Below are 15981 nucleotides of genomic sequence, written 5' to 3' on the forward strand. Positions count from 1 at the left end.
ACCTACCCTTGCCGCAGCCTGGGGCCGGACTCCGCCCCGCCGGCCGTAACGCCGACCGAGCAGGGTGCGCCGACCTCTCGCGGAAACAGCCGATCCGCGAGACGCTCCGACATTTCCAAACAGTCGCCGTCCTCCGGTTCCGAAAACACGTCGGGCGACAAGAACACTTGCGCGGCGGGACGCAGACCTTTTCGTCTGGCCAGGCGCCAAAGATGGAAGGACTCGCACCAAGTCAAACCGTGGGCGCGGCAGAGCGACACGAACAACAATCCGCCGCTGCGATACGGCTTGCCCGTCCGAAAGACGTCCACGATTCGCAGGATGACGGCCGTCGCGCCGACGGCCGCAAGGACGGCCGCCGCCCCCCAAAGAAGCGCCCCGACGTCGATCGGCCGACTGCTGCGCCGCTGGAACTCTTGCTGGAGTTGCTCGAGCGGAAAGCGGGAGGAGCCCAGCAGCAGGTTCTTCGCGATCGCGGTGAAGGAAGGCACGATCATGACAACGGCTCCCGGCACTCCGCCAAGGGGAGTAAGGACTGTCCCGGCGGCACAACGCTCGCGAGCGAGGGAGAACGATCCACGGGAGATTCACCGGCGGACGCCTCGCGTGCGTTTTGAGCGCGTTGTTCCTCGCGCAAGCGGAGGCTGTTTTCAGCGACTTCCCGGACCAGTGCGTTCGGATCGCTCAAGGTATTTCTCAGTGCTTGCAAACCCTGGGGGGAATCGGTCAGCGCCAGCGCCGCGGCGGCCTCCGCGCGGATGGCCGGGTCTTCATCCACAAGCAAGGGAATGACCGAGGATTCCACGCGAAAGACCAAATCCAACTCTTGCACGACCAGCAGCGCCCTCAGTCGTCGGGAGCGAAACGGCGAAGCCAACTCCGCTCGTAAGAGACCCGCCGTGCGTCCGTCCACTCGTTTGACCAGCATTCCCGTGTCGCGGCGAATATCCGGCGGAAGCATATCCCAAGCTTCCAAGAATCGGCGGAACGAGAACTCCTTAAGACACCGTCGGGCGGCACGGCGAACCATGGGATGCGTGCTTTCCAGGGATTGCAGGATGACCGGCAGAGCGCCGGCCATGCCGCGGCCTCGAAGCTGCGGCAGCACGGCCGCCACCACCAGAGGATCGGGGTCGTGCGCGGCTTGAATCGCCAACGCATTGGCCTCGGCTCCGTGGTAATGCCCCAAGGCTTCAGCCGCCGCCGCCCGTGCCGCCGGCAGCCCGCGACGCAGAATCTCCCCCACCGCCGCCAGGGCCTGCGCGGCGGGAACCGCCGTCCTCACAACCAGGGATGGGATCAGACTTTGTTCGGTTTCATTCAACTCGGGCAGGATTCGAGGCAAGTTGCTCAAGCACTTCAACTGCCGCAAACGCTTGAGATTGCGGCGCACCTCGGCCGGCGGATCGGCACCCACTTGCTTCACGAATGCCCGCACGAAGGCGGGATCGTCCCGTTGAGACAAAACGCCCAGGATCGCGGTCGGGATATCCCGGAGTTGCAGGAACCCGCACAGGGTCTGAACCGCGGACGGATCCGAGGCGTTCCGGAACATCCGCAGAAGGGCATTGCGAGCCGGATGAACGGTGGAACTTAGAACTTCGCGCAAGATGCCTACGTTGCCTCGGATCAGCGGAAGATACGCCTCGATCACCTCCCGCCGCTCGTGCTTGCCGTAGCGATCCACGCTCAAGGCGAGCGCGCGGCGTGCCTGCTCGGCAGCCCTCTGCAAACCCGAGACTTCCTGGGATGGATGCGACGCCGCCAAGGCATCGGCCAGGCGCCGACTCAGTTCCAGCAAGACTTCACCCGCCCGTTCCGACTGCTCCGCTTCGGGACGCTCCAGAAGATTCACCAACAGGGGAATCATGTCGTAGAGAGAAGACCACAGAACCACCTGATAGGCGCCCTCGCGGAGGTCTTCATCAGTCGAAACCAAAGCCTCGCGGAGGCTTTGCAGGAAGCGGATCGGCAACTGCTCGAATCGGGGAGGCCACGCCGGATCCGCGGGATCGATGCGTCTCAAGACGGCGAAATGGCCGCGTTGCTCGGGCCGCCGCAGAAGGCCCGCGATGGCCCGTTCTCTCACCTCCGCCAAAGGTGAATCCATCGCCCTTTCCAACACGATGCCTGCCGCCGTGTTGGGAGTGCGAACGAGGCGGTCGAAAGTAATGTCCCAGGCTTCGGCCATGCGACACGGACGGGGATGCTGTGCCGATCGTCTGAACTACGTGCGCGGAGTGCTCGCAACCGGCCCGCGCCGGCATTCCGTGAACGTTTCGGCGCCTCCGCGATTCGCGCTGAGTCGATGACACGGTGTCTTAAAAAGTGTAGGTCACGCTGCGAGAAAAGGCGTTTCGAATCCCACACCGGACCACGCAACACCCCCTCGGTTTACGGGAAACGACGGAACAGAGCGCAAATCTCGGCGCGTAAATCTCGTCGTCTGAGAGAGCGCAAAAAAACCGCCGGCGAAAACCGGCGGCTTGGGAACCGCGACATAGGTACAAAAGACAAGCGAGCGTCCCACCACGAAAGGTGACGCAAATGAGACTACAAGCGAGGGCGACGGGACTCGAACCCGCAACCACTGGATCGACAGTCCAGTACTCTAACCAATTGAGCTACGCCCCCGTAGCTAGCGACCCTAAACCGGCCTCCACCGTCGCCCCCCCGCAGCGGAGTTCCTCCCGAACACAACGGTCGGAAGGCCTTCGACGCTTGGAAGCAGGCGATTCGTGACCGGCTGCATCGCAATCGATCGACAAGGCTCGCCTCCCAGGCATTGCCCTGCGATCCACAATAGTATTCTAGCCCTTACTGCCGACCTCTCCAAGTCGGGGAGGCGACAACGCAAGCGACGGCGGCGCGGATCTCGCTCCGCCTTTTTCGATTATCCCGGCGGTTCCGATTTCGGCAAGGGGGTGCGCCCGAACCGGTCGCCGACCCGGGCGTTGCCCTCTCGGCCGAATTGTGAGCTAAGCTTAAGTAGGGCCGCGGGCATTTTCGCGCGTGCTGCCGGAAGACCCATTGCCCCCAATCAGGGGCCTGCCGAGTTGGTCTCGTTCGTGTTTCTCATCGAGATCGGCCTATGTGGTACTATCTGAATCGCGGTTTGAACCTTGCCGCTCGAGAGATCGGCCGCCTGGAACCGGAACATTGGTTGCTGCTCGGCATGCTCGCCGTCGTCTTGGGCATGCTTTGGTTGCGGGGTTTTGGTTCTCGTCGCAACTATTGAATCCGCCCCGGAACGCTCAAAGCCCAGGCTTGAAGGCCAACCCCTCCAAAGGAATGCCTTCGTCAATCAAGAGGACGGGGATTTCCTCTCGAACAGGATAGGCCACCGCCCCGTCTTCCCGGACCAACAGTTCCTCGACCGGTTCGTGGATCACTTGCCCTGCCCGATTCGTTACCCGTCCTGCGGCAATGGCTTCATTGACCGCGGCCAGCAACGCCGGTTCGGCAAGTCGCAGGGGTCGGCGTGTTTCGGGACAGGCCAGGATGGCCAGCAATTGCGCGTCCAGCATCTCTTTCTCCGTTTGCAAAACGTACCGCGGGTTAGGTAGCCCGCTCGTTTCGAGGCTTTGCGTGCACGATCCGCGGCGGCCCCGTTTCGCCGGGCATCAGAACTGCCGCGGCCTTTCGGCGACTTCCACTTCCAATTCCAGTCGCTCCTTGCCGCGGAGGATACCGACTTTGACTTTGGTTCCCACGGCGGATCGGGCCACGGCAATACTCAGGGCGGCCGGCTCCGGGATGGGTTTGCCGTCCCAGGTGAGGATAATGTCGTCGGGCAGCATGCCGGCGGCTTCGGCGGGAGAGCCTGGTATCACGCGGACCACTTTCGCGCCGGATGCCGCTTCCAGGTTGCCGCGCCGGGCGTCCCGTTCCGAGACCTCTTCCATTTGCACGCCCAGCCACCCGCGGCTGATCCGCCCGGTCTGGCGAAGCTGCCTGTACACATCCTGAACGACCCGGCTGGGAATGGCGAAACTGATACCGCGATAAGCCTCGCCGAAAATGGCCGTATTGATGCCGACGATACGCCCCTTCATATCGACCAAGGGACCGCCGCTGTTGCCGGGATTCAAGGCCGCGTCGGTTTGAAGGAATTCCTGATAACCGCCGGCGTTGGTGGCCGCCCGGCGCTCCTTGGCGCTGATGATTCCCGCGGTCACGGTATGACGCAGGCCGTAGGGGTTGCCGATCGCCAGCACGGTATCGCCGACCTCCAATTGATCGCTGTCGCCCCAGGGCACGGCGGAGAGCTTGTCGGCGGAGATCTTCAGTACGGCCAGGTCATTGACGGGGTCGGCGCCCACCACGGCCGCGTTGTGCAGGGTTCGCCCGTCGGCCAAACGCACCGTAATCCGCGAGGCATCGTTGATGACGTGGAAATTCGTGACCAGGTAACCCTCCGGATCGACGATGACGCCCGATCCCATGCCCTCCTCACGGAACTCGGGTTGGAAAAAATGCCGCCATTCATCGGGGACCGAAGCCGGCACGTCGCGGCGCACGGTCTCGATGCCCACGACTGCGGGAGACACGCCGCGGACGATCCAGCGGAACCGTTCGCGGGGTTCGGGCGACTCCTCCAAGAGCCGGCGGGCCACCTCGAACTCAGCCCGCAGCTTGCCTCGCGTCCAAGCGTACGGAATGGCTTCCAACAGATAGGGCGAGGCCAGCAGAGTCGCCAACATCAGCAACAAGAAGAGCAGCAAGCCGACACGCACGCGCCGCGGCGGCCGCTGCACGGTCAGCGGTTCGGGGTGCGGAGGCCACGGCGAGAATTGCGACTCGCCCACCGCCACGGCCGAGATCGGTTCCCCCGCGGGCCACGTTTCATGTTCGCCCGCGGAAAGACTTCTTTCATCCGGGGAAGGCCTGTCCGGTCGGCTCTCGAAAACGCTCATGGCATTCCTTCCAACGCTGGACTACACACCCGACAGCGCTCAAGGCGCCGCGAGGATGCGGCGAACTTTCCCGCAGGACAGACCGTGCGGGCGGCGCGATTACTCACTCCTTCATTGTATCGTTCGTGCCAATCCGCGGCCGCAGCGGGAGGTTGCGGATCGAATCGAACCGGCGTCCTACCGGCAGGGGCAACGGACACGAGCACATTCTTGATGCCGCGCGGATTCCTCGGCGGAAGGCTTGAGCCGCGGCTCCCGCGTGCGGGAACGCACCGCCGACGGAATCGCCGGGACCGGTGACGTGCATCGCGTCGGGTCCACGCCGACTTCGCTCCCCGAGCTGTGCTAAAAGGAAGACGCTTAAAGGAAGACAATGCCACGTCGGACAGGTCGCACCCGGCACGATTGATACAATCGAATCGTCGGGCATTGCTCGACGGCCGACGTGCAACCCGGACGCCGGGGCGACGTACGCACGCCCGGCGGCATGGGATACAATCGCAAAGATGGAGCGTTCGGGCGTCGGGTCACCGGCGTTGATGAGGCCCCGGAATTTGCTAAGCATGACCGGCGGGCGAGAGTCGCGGATGGTCAAGACGAAGAACCTGACGAAGTATTACGACGATCCGCGCGGCGGCATAGTTCGCGCCCTGGACGGGGTCGATTTCGAGGCCCGGCCGGGGGAAATCTTCGGTTTGCTCGGTCCCAATGGGGCGGGCAAGACGACCACGCTGCGGATCCTGAGTACGCTGCTGCGTCCCAGCGGCGGGCGGGCCGTCGTGGCCGGCTTCGACTGCCTCCGCCAACCCGCCCAAGTCCGCAGGAACATCGGCTTCATGTCGGTCAACACCGCCGTCTACGACCGCATGACCGCTTGGGAGATGGTGGAATACTTCGGCCTGCTTTACGGCTGGACGCGGGAACAACTGCGTCCCCGCATGGAGCATCTGTTTGATCGTCTGAAGATGAACGAGATTCGCGACGTGCCGGGCGGGCGGATGTCCACCGGCATGAAGCAAAAGGTCTCCATTGCCCGGGCCTTGGTCCACGATCCGCCCGTGCTGATCTTCGATGAGCCGACCTCCGGCCTGGACGTGCTGGTGGCGCGCAATCTGTTGCAAACGATTCGCGAGCTTCGTGACCAGGGCAAATGCATCATTTTCTCCACGCACATCATGCGCGAGGTCGAGAAGCTCTGCGACCGCGTGGCGATCTTGTGTCGCGGACGCATCCTTACCCAGGGAACCCCCGACGAGCTGCGCGCGCATTTCGGCGAGGCTGACCTGGAAGAGATTTTCTTCCGGCTGATTACGGAGGCGGAGCTTGTCCGGAACGGCGACGGCCGGGAGCAAGGCGAACGTCCCCACTCGGACCGCCGCCGCGGCGAAACCGAGGAGATGGGCGACGCGCCGGGCGCCGCACCGAATCCGTGGACGAAGGAGATGCGGAAGTCATGACCGGGCGGAACGTGCGGATCATTTTCGAGCGTGAAATCCGCGATCAATTGCGGGATCGCCGCACGCTCATGATGGTCGCCGTGCTGCCCGTCCTGCTTTATCCGCTGATGGGGCTGAGCTTCTTCCAAATCTCGCAGGTGATGCATCCCAAGCCCAGCCGGATCTTGGTGCTTGGCGCGCAAGAGCTGGGCGACCCGCCGCTTTTCGAGGAAGGCCGCTTCGCAGCGCACCTGTTTCGGAATCCCGAGGAAGCCCGGCAACTGGAGCTCGAATTCTACACTCCCGAAAAGGCGGCCGCCCTGGGCATTGACCCCGAAAAGGCGGACGACGACCCGGCGGTGGCGGAGGCCGTCTTGCGAACCCGGGCGTTCGACGCCGTCCTGCTTTTTCCGCCCCAGTTTGCTCAGCGATTGGAGACCTTTCGCGAAGAGGTGCGGCGCGCGATCGAACGCTTGAGATTGGAACGGTCGGCGGAGGGTGAGGGGCCGAACGGGGAGCCCTCGCTCTCAGGCGGCGCCGTGGCCCTGATCGTGCCTGAAATCCCCAATCCGCAGATCTTCTACTCCACCGCCAACGAGCGTTCCACCGAGGCCTTTCGGCGGCTGAATGACGTTTTGATGCAGTGGCGGGAGCACGTGGGCGCGGCGAATCTTTCGGCGGGCGGATTACCTCCTCAGGCCGCCAAGCCTTTCCGCGTCCAGGAATCCGATGTGGCGGAGGACAGCGGTTTTCGCGGCGCCGCTCTCTGGTCCAAGATCATGCCGATCTTGTTGGTCGTATGGGCATTGACCGGCGCGTTCTATCCCGCCGTGGACTTGTGCGCCGGCGAAAAAGAGCGAGGCACCCTGGAGACGCTCCTTTCCAGCCCCGCGGAACGCGTCGAAGTCGTCCTGGGGAAACTGGGGGCGGTGATGGTCTTCAGCATGGCCACCGCCGTGCTGAACCTGGTCAGCATGGGACTGACCGGCTGGTTGGCGCTGGGGCATCTGCCCATGTTCGCCCCCCCGCCGTGGTCCGTGCTGTGGCTGATTCCGGCGTTGATCCCCACCTCGGCGGTGTTCAGTTCGTTGGCTTTGGGCATCGCCGCCTTCGCCCGCAGCACCAAGGAGGGCCAATACTATCTGCTGCCGCTGCTGTTCCTGACGTTGCCTTTGGTGGGCTTACCGGTGGCGCGCGGCTTGGAACTGACGCTGGGAACGAGCTTGGTTCCCATTACCGGCTTGGTCCTGTTGCTGAAGGCGTTGATCGAGGGCGAGGCTGCGCAGGCCTGGCCGTTCGTTTTTCCGGTGGCCGCCGTCACCTTGGGCGGGTGCTACTATGCGATCCGCTGGGCGGTCTTACAGTTCAACAACGAACAGGTCTTGTTCCGCGACGCCGACCGCTTCGATCTGCGATTGTGGTTGCGGCGATTGTTTTGGGGACGCCGCGACGTGCCCTCGCCCGCTCTGGCCGCGGCGTGCGGGCTGTTGATCCTTTTTGTGCGGTTCGGCCTCACCCATGTCTTCGCGCGGTGGCAGATCCAGGCCGACTTGATTCGGCTGGCCGTCATCACCCAATTGGCGGTGATCGTGGCACCCGTGCTGCTTATGACCCTGCTTTTCGCGCGGAGCGTGACACGGACATGGCAATTGCACGCGCCGTCTTGGAAGGGGATGGCGGGAGCGATCCTGCTGGCCTTCTTGCTGCAACCGGCGGCGACCTTGCTCCAGCAGACCGTGACGCGGCTCTATCCGCTCGATCCGCTCTTGCGGGAATATCTGTTGGGAATGACCGGCGAGTTGAGCAACCCCTGGCCGATCTTCTTGGCCTTCGCCCTCTTGCCCGCCGTTTGCGAAGAAACCGCATTCCGGGGCTTCATCCTGACGGGGTTGCGGCAGGGAGTCTCGGCCCGAAACGCCGTGGTTTTCAGTGCCATTTTCTTCGGGCTGAGCCATACCATCCTCCAGCAATCGATCACGGCCTTTGCGGCCGGTTTGGTCCTGGGAACCATCGCCTTGGTAACGCGGAGCCTATGGCCGTGCATCGCCTTCCATGCCGTGCACAACTCCTTGACGTTGGGGACCGGCATGTTGGCCGCGGTGTTGACGCAAGATTGGGGACGCTATGAAAGTATGCGGCCCGGCGTGACGGCGATCGTTCGCCGATTGGGGAGTTTCTCGGAGGACGGCTTTGCGTACCATCCCGCCGTGACGGTCCTGTCGCTGCTTGCGGCGGGCTGGGTGCTGCTGTGGATGTATGCACCCGCACACCTCCGCGCCCCGGGCGACAGCGATACCGAACCGCCGCTCGAGGATGAGGATGAGTGACCGCGCAACCGCCACCTCCCAGAGCGCCGGCCTATCCGCGGAACCTGTACGGATTCAGGCGGAATGGGTCTTGCCCATCAGCGGCCCGCCCTTGCACTGGGGTTGCTTGCGCATTCGAGCCGGGCGGATCGAGTCCGTGGAGCCCGGCACGCGCCCGCGTTCGGAACGCGATCCAAGCCTGATCGTTCTCAGCCGCACCGTGCTGATGCCGGGGCTGATCAACGCGCATTGCCACCTCGAACTGAGCGGATGGAATCGGCCCCACGAGGTCCGGCAAGCGTTCCCGAATTGGGTGCCGGAGGTAGTGGCATTTCGCCGCTGCTCGGATTATCGGCCGGGCGAAGCGGTGAGAGCCGGTCTGGCCGAGTCTTTGCGGCATGGCACGGTTTGGATCGGGGACATCCGGCCCGCCGCGCTCTTGGCTCCCGGCTCCGAGGGGCATGAAGGCGACGGCCGGTCGCCCATGGAGGGACCGCGGCCCGGCGTGACCTCCTTCCTGGAAATTGTCGCCCCCTTGGGCAAAGAGCCGCGCGAAATCGCCGCCCTCGTGGAAACGCACTTGGAACGGTGCGAGGCGAGCGGATGGCTGCCCGGCTTGAGCCCCCACGCGCCGTACACCATTCCCTTGGCCGTCTTGGACGAAATCGCCGGGTGGTGCCGCCGCTATGAACTTCCTCTGGCCGTTCATTTGGCGGAAACCGCGGAAGAGCGACGCTTGCTGCAACACGGCGACGGACCGCTGCGCGCGATGCTGGAGCGATTGTCGGCCTTCGACCCGCGGCACTTCCCCGGCGGCCTCGATTGGGCCGATTACTTGGCGCGATTGAGCGACGTTCCCCGCGTGCTGGTCATTCACGGCAACCATCTCGACGAGGCGACGATACGCCGTTTGGCCGCGATGGGAAACGCGACCGTGGTCTATTGCCCGCGGACGCACCGCCGCTTTACCGACACGACGTATCCCATGGCGACGTACCGCGAAGCCGGCATCCCCGTGGCCGTGGGGACGGATAGCCGCGCTACCGCCCCGGACCTTTCGTTGTGGAACGAGTTGCGGGCGGCTCGCGCACACTTTCCCGACCTTTCGCCCCAGGACCTGCTCGAAATGGTCACCGCCATCCCGGCACGGGCTTTGGGACTGGAGCGAGACATGGGAACGCTGGAGCCGGGCCGACGCGCGGACCTGACGGCCGTCACCGTCTCCGCGGCTGTGGACGACCCTTATGCCGCCGTGTTCGCCCCGCAGGCGACGGCAACTTGTTTCCGGCTCGCCGGTCGCCCCGTCGCAAGCCCGGGCGAAACCTGATCGCCGACGCGGGAAGCAAGACGAAGACTTCTTGCGTCAATGGGTGTCCACGATCAGTTGCTTCAGGCGATTCCGCGCGCCGAGCAATTGTTCGGGAGGATTGGGCCACTGCTCCATGATGACGGCCCCGTCGAAGCCCCGTTCCTTCAGCAATCGCAACATGGTCCGCACGCCGGAGTCGTCCTGTCCCGCCGGGCCGGTGAAAAGCGGCAGATGGCTGTCGCCGTCGCCCCAATTCTCGTGGACGTGCAGATGGATGACCGGCACGAAGGATTCCAGTTTTTCGAGGAAGCCGACGTAGTTGTTGCGCGAGGCCGCGCAGAGATTCGCGTGCCCCATGTCGAAACACATGCCCAGGTCGCCGGGTACCTCACCCAGTCGCTTTTGCAGCACGGTGAAGAGTCGATTGAAGACATCGGGGCCGACGAAGACGGTGTTTTCGACACTCAAGCGGACGCCGGCCGCTTTCGCACGCTCGTAGACCGCGGTGAGCGACTCCGCGAAGCCCTCCGGGCCTTGCGAATCGCTGTAGTAGATGTTGACCAGGCCTGCCCCGATGTCGCGAGCGAAATCGATCGAGCGGAATATCTCCTCGCGGTCGGCGGGAGAATTGGCGTCGGCTTGGCATCGGGCGTGGACCGAATAAGCGATCTTGCGATTTTGGCCGATTTCTCGGATGCGTGCCCGATCGTGTGCGTCCGAGTCCTCTTGAGCCCAGCCCCAACCGTGACGCTTGTCGTTGAACCACTCGAAGGCGTCGAAGTTGTTTTCCAAGGCGAAGTCGAAAGGCGCGGTGGGATACGCCGCGCTAAACGCGGTCTGATTGCCGATTCGCAAGGCCGGCCAAGGCATGATAGGCCCTCCCGAGCGGTGTGTTCATTTCGTCCACATTGGAAAAGTATACGTCCTAGCTTGCCTATCCTCAATCAAGACAAGAAAACACCCCTCCACGAGAGGGATCGCACCTCACCTTCAACGCCTCACAAGGCGGTGCGTGATCGACGATTGCCGTCAGGCAGTGCCGGATCTCGGACGCCGTGCTCCCTATTGAGGGATTCCCAAGGCCTTCGCCAAGTCACTCCGGTATTGCTCCAAGTTGAGCGGCTGCCATTCCATGAGCCGGGTGATCCCCGCCGCCGGAATGGTCTCGACAAACGGGGCAAACCGCTTCTTGGCCAGCGACGCAAGCGGCTCCTTGCTCGGTGCCGATCGGGCTCGTTCCACGATGGCGTAATCCACGCTCAAGCGGCCGATGCGGACCCGCTTCAACATCTCCGGCCGGTCGGCGACGGCCTGCTCGGCCTTTTCCCATAGCTCGTCGGCCTCCACCAGCAGCTCATCCGTCAGATGACCGTGGGTCGGCGGGACCCAAATGCTGCAATGCACGTTCTCTTTCTCGGCGTAGTCGTGCAGGCGGTCGATGTATTTTCGGATCAAGGGGGCGGCTTCGCCGTAGTAGGCGTCGAGGAACTCGTTCATGGCCGCATCCTCATCGTAGTCGGGATTCCAGAGGAATTTGGCCGTCATGTATCCGCCCAGCGCCGCCAACTCGCTGTTGGGGGTGTTGTAGGTGTCTTGCTCGAAGATGCCCCGCACGTTGTTGCGAATGAAGAGGCGGATGTTGTCGTTGCGGACCCGCTGATTGGGAAACGGCAGCAGATAGTGGCGGAAATCGGTGACGTAATCCCAGATCCAAAGCCGATCGGCCGCCTTGGCCCAGCCTTGCAGGTCTTCCACGAAGGCCCGATTGGCCGGCAGATCGCACGTCTCCAGGGGGTGCGAAAAACAGCACTCGATGGAGCAAAGGCGGATGATCACGTTCGGTCGGGGCCGGAGCGTCTTGGTCGGCTTGCGCGTCCATTGGTAGGCCAACGTTTCGACGGCCTTGTCGGGATAGCGTTCGGCCACGGCCTCCGCCACGCGGTTCACCAGTTGCAGCACCGGCGCCATCTGCGACCCTTCCGCCTCGGCCAGGGCTTGGCAACGGTCGCACTCGCAATAGTTGTACCAGTCGTTTTGAGAGACCGACCACACGAAGGCATGCGGATCCGACGCGATGGCTTTCAGGATCCCTTCCGTGCACAGGCGGATGACGTCTTCGTTGGTGCAGCAAAGCTGGGAATGCTCCTTAAGGCGTTTCCCCTTGACCAGGCTGAAATACTCGGGGTGCTCGTCGAAGTACTTGTCGGGGGGCACCAGCCGTTCGAAGGTGTGAACGAAAAACCCCGCGCCGAAACGGATCTTGCCGCCGTGCCGGGCCTCCAATCGCCCCGTCGAGGAATTCATCCGATTCCGCGCGCACCAGTCGCCGTCGAAGCAGTCGTAGGTGAACGGCTCGCGGTACTCCAGAACGGGGATTTTCTTCTCGTCCAAGGCGGGCAGCGTCAATCGTTCGTGCTTCGGGATGCGGCTGCAATCGGGCGTGAACCAGCGGCAGCCCCACTTCTCCTCCAGGAGATCGTACACGCCGTAAAGGGTACCCCGCGGCGCTCCGCCCACGATTACCAGGTTCGGGCCGACCGTCTTCAAGACGTAGCCCTCCATGCCCAGCGACGGCACATCCGCGGCGACATGCAGATCCGTCAATCGGGGAGTGGAAGCGAGCACGATCTCAGGCTCGACCCGGGGTTGATCGTCGGTCACCAGAGGCAGGGTCACCCCGGTCATTTCCGCGACGAATCTTTGCAACTCTTCCCCGGCGAAGCGGACGGAGGGACCGGCGTCTTGGGGAATGACGATGCGATAAGGGCTTTTGCCGGACTCAACCAGCACCAATTCCTCTCCATGGAGTACGCCGGGTGCCGGCAACATCGCCGCGATCATCAGTCCGGCACCGAGGAGCGCGACGCGAAAACGGCAGCCGATCGTGGTGTTGCGCATGTTTAGCTCCTTTGCCGCTGGATGGGATGAAGGCATGTCCCGCCGCCGGGCGACGCTCGCCGCCGGATCGAGATGGGGACACAAGCTCGGTTGCCCAAGATAAAGCGCCGCCGCGCCGAATACAAGGGCTGGAAAGAGCCGCGGCATCCGTGCGCCGGGTCGTCAACTGAAGATGGAATCCGGCCCACACGCCGCCCCCGGACGGACGTTCTCGCTCGCGGCCGCGCTTCGAAACGCTCACCCGTGACGGCCGCTTTTCCCGGCCCCTTCGAAAGGCCCGATCTCCGCCCGTTGCCGTTCCGGCGAAACGTCACGAGCATGCATGGACAGCGGGGTGGGCCGCAACTAGAATCAGGGGCGTGCCGGTGGAGCTTCGAAGCCGTTGGGTGTGGAGACGTGAGGGGAAAATCGTCGTATGGATTTCGCATGCTCTCATTGCGGCCAGACGTTGCGAGTGCCGGATGGTAATGAAGGGCGCAGCGCCAAGTGCCCCGCTTGCGGCGGGCTGAGCACGGTACCGGGCGGCCCTTCCCCTGCCGGTGGTGAGGGTTGGAGCGGACAGGCCGCGACCTCGGCCACCGGTTTCGTGCCGGACCCCTCAGTCGGCCCCGGCGGTTTCATCCCCCCGGCAACCCATGCGGCGTACGATCCTCGGCTTGAGCGCCGGGCGGCCAAGGACCGCGTCGCCGGGCCGGCCACCGGTCTCATCGTCTGCGCCATCCTCAACATCATCCTTTGGATCGGATTATTGGCCTTCTATTCCGTCATGGCGTTCGTCGTGCCCATGGAGGAGGAAATGGGCCCCAACGAGGCGGCGTTCGCTATGATCGCGATGATCGCGATTTACGGCACGATGGGCTTGGTGGCGATCGTGGTCAACATCATCAGCATCGTGGGCGCGGTTCGTATGAAAAAGCTGCGATCCCGCGGCTTCGCCATGGCCGCCGCCATCCTGCAAATGATCCCCTGTTTCAGCTCGTGCTGGCCGCTGGGGCTGGGAATGGGGATTTGGGCCATCATCGTTCTGAGTGATCCCGCCGTGGGCCGCTGCTTTGATTGAGGCAGGCTAAGCCGCGGATACGCGGTCGGAACGCCCCGTGGTTCCCGACAGGTTCGTTTTCGTTTTTCGGCCGGGAGGAGTCTCCTCTCGCCTGAAAGAGCGTTCATGTGCCTATTATTCCGCCAGGATTCGGCCGATGAATCTTGCATGTCCCCAATGCGGTAAGCTCTTGCAGGTGCCCGAGACCGGCGTCGGCAATAAGGCAAGATGCCCTGCCTGCCAAGCCGTGTTCGTAGTGGCAGCGCCGGCCCCGGAAACACCCGACGAGGCCGGACCGTCCAGTGTTTGGGACGAGGGCGTGTTCGGACTGAGCGGCGAAGGACAGTCCGGGGCTTCGCCGGGCGCCGGACCGTGGCCGCAACAACCCGGATCAGGGGGCTTCGTTCCCGGGTCGGGCGCCGCAGGCCCCGGTTCGCCCTTTCCTCCCAGCGCGGGCGCGCCGCCGATGTGGGGGCAAATGCCTGGGCCGGCGGCCTACGCCTCGCCGTTTGCCGCCGCGGCGAAATCGAAACTCATGGGGCCGGCGATCGGTCTCATCGTCGCGGCAGGAATCAATCTTCTCATCATGCGCCATGACCCAGCGCTGATCGACCGCGTCTGCGTGTCTCATCGTCGCGGCAGGAATCAATCTTCTCATCATCGGCGCGCGTTTAGCCCTGGGAGGATTGGAGGTCCCTCCTCCTCCGCCGGGCGCCGATCCTTCGTATGTGGCCGGATACCAAATCGGCGCCAAGGCCGTCATGGGCATCATCCTCTTCGGAGGCATCACCAACCTGGTGACGCTCCTGGGATCGATCATGATGCTGCAAGCCAAGATGCGCGGCCTGGCCGTCACTGGGGCCATTCTTGCCATGCTGCCTTGTTTCTCATGTTGTTGGCCGCTCGGCTTGGGGATGGGCATTTGGGCGCTGGTGGTACTAAACCAGCCCGAAGTCCGATCGGTGTTCACCTGACGCGCAGCGGAAGACCACGCGGCGGGCCGATGGAACCCACGGGTGCCGAGGACGCACCGCGCCGGGCGGTTCCTAGCGCGACGGCAATTAGGCCGGGGCTACGGCGTGGCGCACGGCGTCAGGGATTTCCCCACGAACGGATGCGCCGTTCGATCGTCGCGCGATCGAAGGAATCGGGAATCGGCTCGTCCAGATTCTGCAACAGCTCTTCCACGGAGGGCGTCGCGGTCCGCAGCCCTTCCGGCGGAATCTCGATGCCCGCCGCCCAGGCCACGGCGTTGAGCACCACGGTGCGGTAATCGTCGTGGGCCCAATTCCAGTGCCAATGGCCGCCCGTGAAACCAAAGCCTCGCCCGCCTCCGGGGCGTTCGAAGGCCCAAGCGACATGCTCAGGCGTCCCCAGTCGGGCACGGACGGCGGGGTTGCCGCTGTGGGGACCGTCCGGACCTTTTCGCGTGTCGTCGGGCGGGAGGGCCGTCAGGATCGGCGTGACGCCGCGCATCCCGTCCACGAATCGCATGTGGTAATACCACTCGTCGTCGATGGCGAACGGTTTGACTCCGCGCGTGACGGGATGGTCGGGCAGTTCGCGAAACTCCGCCCGCCAATGCGGATTCACCGACCAAAACGTCTCGTAATAGCCGCCGATCCACTGCTTCATTTTTTCCCGGGCGGCGGGGTCCGGCAGGTCCAATGCGTAATGAATCACCACCAGACCGGTGGGGCGGTCGAGAAACGGCTCCAGCTCCGCCAATCGGCGCTGAATCAAGTTACCGCCTCCCCCATCGGCGAAGACCACCACGGCGTCGGCCTCGGCCAATGCCGCGGGGTCGTCCGGCCAAGGGGAATAGACGGCCGTCGTAACGCCGGGCAGGGCCTCGGAGAGTTTTCGCGCCAGCAACAGGCAGCCCGCGCGGTGCTCGTGGCTGCCGAATCCGTGACTCGGCCCCCCGGCCAAGAACACGACATGCTTCGCGGCCTTGTCCTGCGGTGCTTGGCCCAAGGCGAGCAGCGGACGCAGGCCCACCACCGCCCCCAACGTGAGGACGATCGTCGCCGCCATCCGCCGGCGCCGAGCCGACAACGTTAACCTCGATCCCATG

General features: G+C 64.0%; 13 protein-coding genes and 1 tRNA gene. 6 read left to right on the forward strand and 8 right to left on the reverse strand.

Features of this window, described 5'->3' with window-relative positions:
- Positions 1-2: 2 nt before the first annotated feature.
- The 3 genes from ACZ5B4_RS10650 to ACZ5B4_RS10660 form a co-directional block, all read right to left on the reverse strand.
- Positions 3-497: a hypothetical protein gene (locus ACZ5B4_RS10650; RefSeq protein ID WP_464911208.1), complete on the reverse strand. Its 495-nt coding sequence runs from the start codon at positions 495-497 to the stop codon at positions 3-5.
- Positions 494-2191, reverse strand: coding sequence for a HEAT repeat domain-containing protein (locus tag ACZ5B4_RS10655; protein ID WP_464911209.1), 1698 nt, complete (start codon positions 2189-2191; stop codon positions 494-496). Before ACZ5B4_RS10655 ends, ACZ5B4_RS10650 begins: the two co-directional genes overlap by 4 nt.
- Positions 2192-2560: 369 nt before the next feature.
- Positions 2561-2634 (reverse strand) — tRNA-Asp (locus tag ACZ5B4_RS10660).
- Positions 2635-3091: 457 nt separating this feature from the next.
- On the opposite strand from ACZ5B4_RS10660, the gene ACZ5B4_RS10665 reads away from it, so the two are divergent.
- Positions 3092-3238 carry a hypothetical protein gene (locus ACZ5B4_RS10665; protein ID WP_464911210.1) on the forward strand — a complete coding sequence of 49 codons (147 nt, stop codon included), beginning with the start codon at positions 3092-3094 and terminating at the stop codon, positions 3236-3238.
- A 16-nt stretch (positions 3239-3254) separates the two neighbouring features.
- On the opposite strand, the gene ACZ5B4_RS10670 is transcribed toward ACZ5B4_RS10665, so the two are convergent.
- A complete protein-coding gene (locus tag ACZ5B4_RS10670) occupies positions 3255-3527 on the reverse strand; it encodes a Trm112 family protein (RefSeq protein ID WP_464911211.1) in 273 nt (90 codons plus the stop codon).
- Between the two features lie 96 nt (positions 3528-3623).
- The gene (locus tag ACZ5B4_RS10675; protein ID WP_464911212.1) at positions 3624-4916 is read right to left on the reverse strand and encodes a S1C family serine protease; all 1293 of its coding nucleotides are present in this window, start codon (positions 4914-4916) and stop codon (positions 3624-3626) included.
- A 587-nt stretch (positions 4917-5503) separates the two neighbouring features.
- Between ACZ5B4_RS10675 and ACZ5B4_RS10680 the strand changes: the two genes are divergently transcribed.
- The 3 genes from ACZ5B4_RS10680 to ACZ5B4_RS10690 are packed head-to-tail and all read left to right on the forward strand — an operon-like array spanning position 5504 to position 9985.
- A complete protein-coding gene (locus tag ACZ5B4_RS10680) occupies positions 5504-6373 on the forward strand; it encodes an ABC transporter ATP-binding protein (protein ID WP_464911213.1) in 870 nt (289 codons plus the stop codon).
- Positions 6370-8679 carry an ABC transporter permease subunit/CPBP intramembrane protease gene (locus tag ACZ5B4_RS10685; RefSeq protein WP_464911214.1) on the forward strand — a complete coding sequence of 770 codons (2310 nt, stop codon included), beginning with the start codon at positions 6370-6372 and terminating at the stop codon, positions 8677-8679. The genes ACZ5B4_RS10680 and ACZ5B4_RS10685 overlap by 4 nt, the downstream gene beginning before the upstream one ends.
- Complete coding sequence (locus ACZ5B4_RS10690) at positions 8672-9985, forward strand: amidohydrolase family protein (RefSeq protein WP_464911215.1); 1314 nt, start codon at positions 8672-8674, stop codon at positions 9983-9985. The genes ACZ5B4_RS10685 and ACZ5B4_RS10690 overlap by 8 nt, the downstream gene beginning before the upstream one ends.
- A 36-nt stretch (positions 9986-10021) precedes the next feature.
- Here the strand turns inward: ACZ5B4_RS10690 and ACZ5B4_RS10695 are convergent, their stop codons facing one another.
- Together ACZ5B4_RS10695 and ACZ5B4_RS10700 are read right to left on the reverse strand one after the other, a co-directional pair.
- Positions 10022-10837: a sugar phosphate isomerase/epimerase family protein gene (locus tag ACZ5B4_RS10695; protein ID WP_464911216.1), complete on the reverse strand. Its 816-nt coding sequence runs from the start codon at positions 10835-10837 to the stop codon at positions 10022-10024.
- Between the two features lie 192 nt (positions 10838-11029).
- Positions 11030-12865 carry a DUF4838 domain-containing protein gene (locus ACZ5B4_RS10700; protein ID WP_464911217.1) on the reverse strand — a complete coding sequence of 612 codons (1836 nt, stop codon included), beginning with the start codon at positions 12863-12865 and terminating at the stop codon, positions 11030-11032.
- A gap of 415 nt (positions 12866-13280) precedes the next feature.
- Here ACZ5B4_RS10700 and ACZ5B4_RS10705 point away from each other — a divergent pair, with 415 nt between their 5' ends.
- Together ACZ5B4_RS10705 and ACZ5B4_RS10710 are read left to right on the forward strand one after the other, a co-directional pair.
- A complete protein-coding gene (locus tag ACZ5B4_RS10705) occupies positions 13281-13925 on the forward strand; it encodes a hypothetical protein (RefSeq protein ID WP_464911218.1) in 645 nt (214 codons plus the stop codon).
- Positions 13926-14632: 707 nt separating this feature from the next.
- Positions 14633-14878 carry a hypothetical protein gene (locus ACZ5B4_RS10710; protein WP_464911219.1) on the forward strand — a complete coding sequence of 82 codons (246 nt, stop codon included), beginning with the start codon at positions 14633-14635 and terminating at the stop codon, positions 14876-14878.
- Positions 14879-14996: 118 nt separating this feature from the next.
- On the opposite strand, the gene ACZ5B4_RS10715 is transcribed toward ACZ5B4_RS10710, so the two are convergent.
- On the reverse strand, positions 14997-15980 hold the full coding sequence (locus tag ACZ5B4_RS10715) for a ThuA domain-containing protein (RefSeq protein WP_464911220.1): 984 nt from the start codon (positions 15978-15980) through the stop codon (positions 14997-14999).
- Position 15981: the final 1 nt, after the last annotated feature.

It is taken from the genome of Thermogutta hypogea, from assembly GCF_055386265.1.

Coding starts and splice junctions, on each gene's coding strand:
- ACZ5B4_RS10685 (WP_464911214.1), top strand. CDS start 6,370: ATGACCGGGCGGAACGTGCGGATCATTTTCGAGCGTGAAATCCGCGAT.
- ACZ5B4_RS10655 (WP_464911209.1), bottom strand. CDS start 2,191: ATGGCCGAAGCCTGGGACATTACTTTCGACCGCCTCGTTCGCACTCCC.
- ACZ5B4_RS10650 (WP_464911208.1), bottom strand. CDS start 497: ATGATCGTGCCTTCCTTCACCGCGATCGCGAAGAACCTGCTGCTGGGC.
- ACZ5B4_RS10670 (WP_464911211.1), bottom strand. CDS start 3,527: ATGCTGGACGCGCAATTGCTGGCCATCCTGGCCTGTCCCGAAACACGC.
- ACZ5B4_RS10715 (WP_464911220.1), bottom strand. CDS start 15,980: ATGGGATCGAGGTTAACGTTGTCGGCTCGGCGCCGGCGGATGGCGGCG.
- ACZ5B4_RS10705 (WP_464911218.1), top strand. CDS start 13,281: ATGGATTTCGCATGCTCTCATTGCGGCCAGACGTTGCGAGTGCCGGAT.
- ACZ5B4_RS10700 (WP_464911217.1), bottom strand. CDS start 12,865: ATGCGCAACACCACGATCGGCTGCCGTTTTCGCGTCGCGCTCCTCGGT.
- ACZ5B4_RS10680 (WP_464911213.1), top strand. CDS start 5,504: ATGGTCAAGACGAAGAACCTGACGAAGTATTACGACGATCCGCGCGGC.
- ACZ5B4_RS10675 (WP_464911212.1), bottom strand. CDS start 4,916: ATGAGCGTTTTCGAGAGCCGACCGGACAGGCCTTCCCCGGATGAAAGA.
- ACZ5B4_RS10665 (WP_464911210.1), top strand. CDS start 3,092: ATGTGGTACTATCTGAATCGCGGTTTGAACCTTGCCGCTCGAGAGATC.
- ACZ5B4_RS10695 (WP_464911216.1), bottom strand. CDS start 10,837: ATGCCTTGGCCGGCCTTGCGAATCGGCAATCAGACCGCGTTTAGCGCG.
- ACZ5B4_RS10690 (WP_464911215.1), top strand. CDS start 8,672: ATGAGTGACCGCGCAACCGCCACCTCCCAGAGCGCCGGCCTATCCGCG.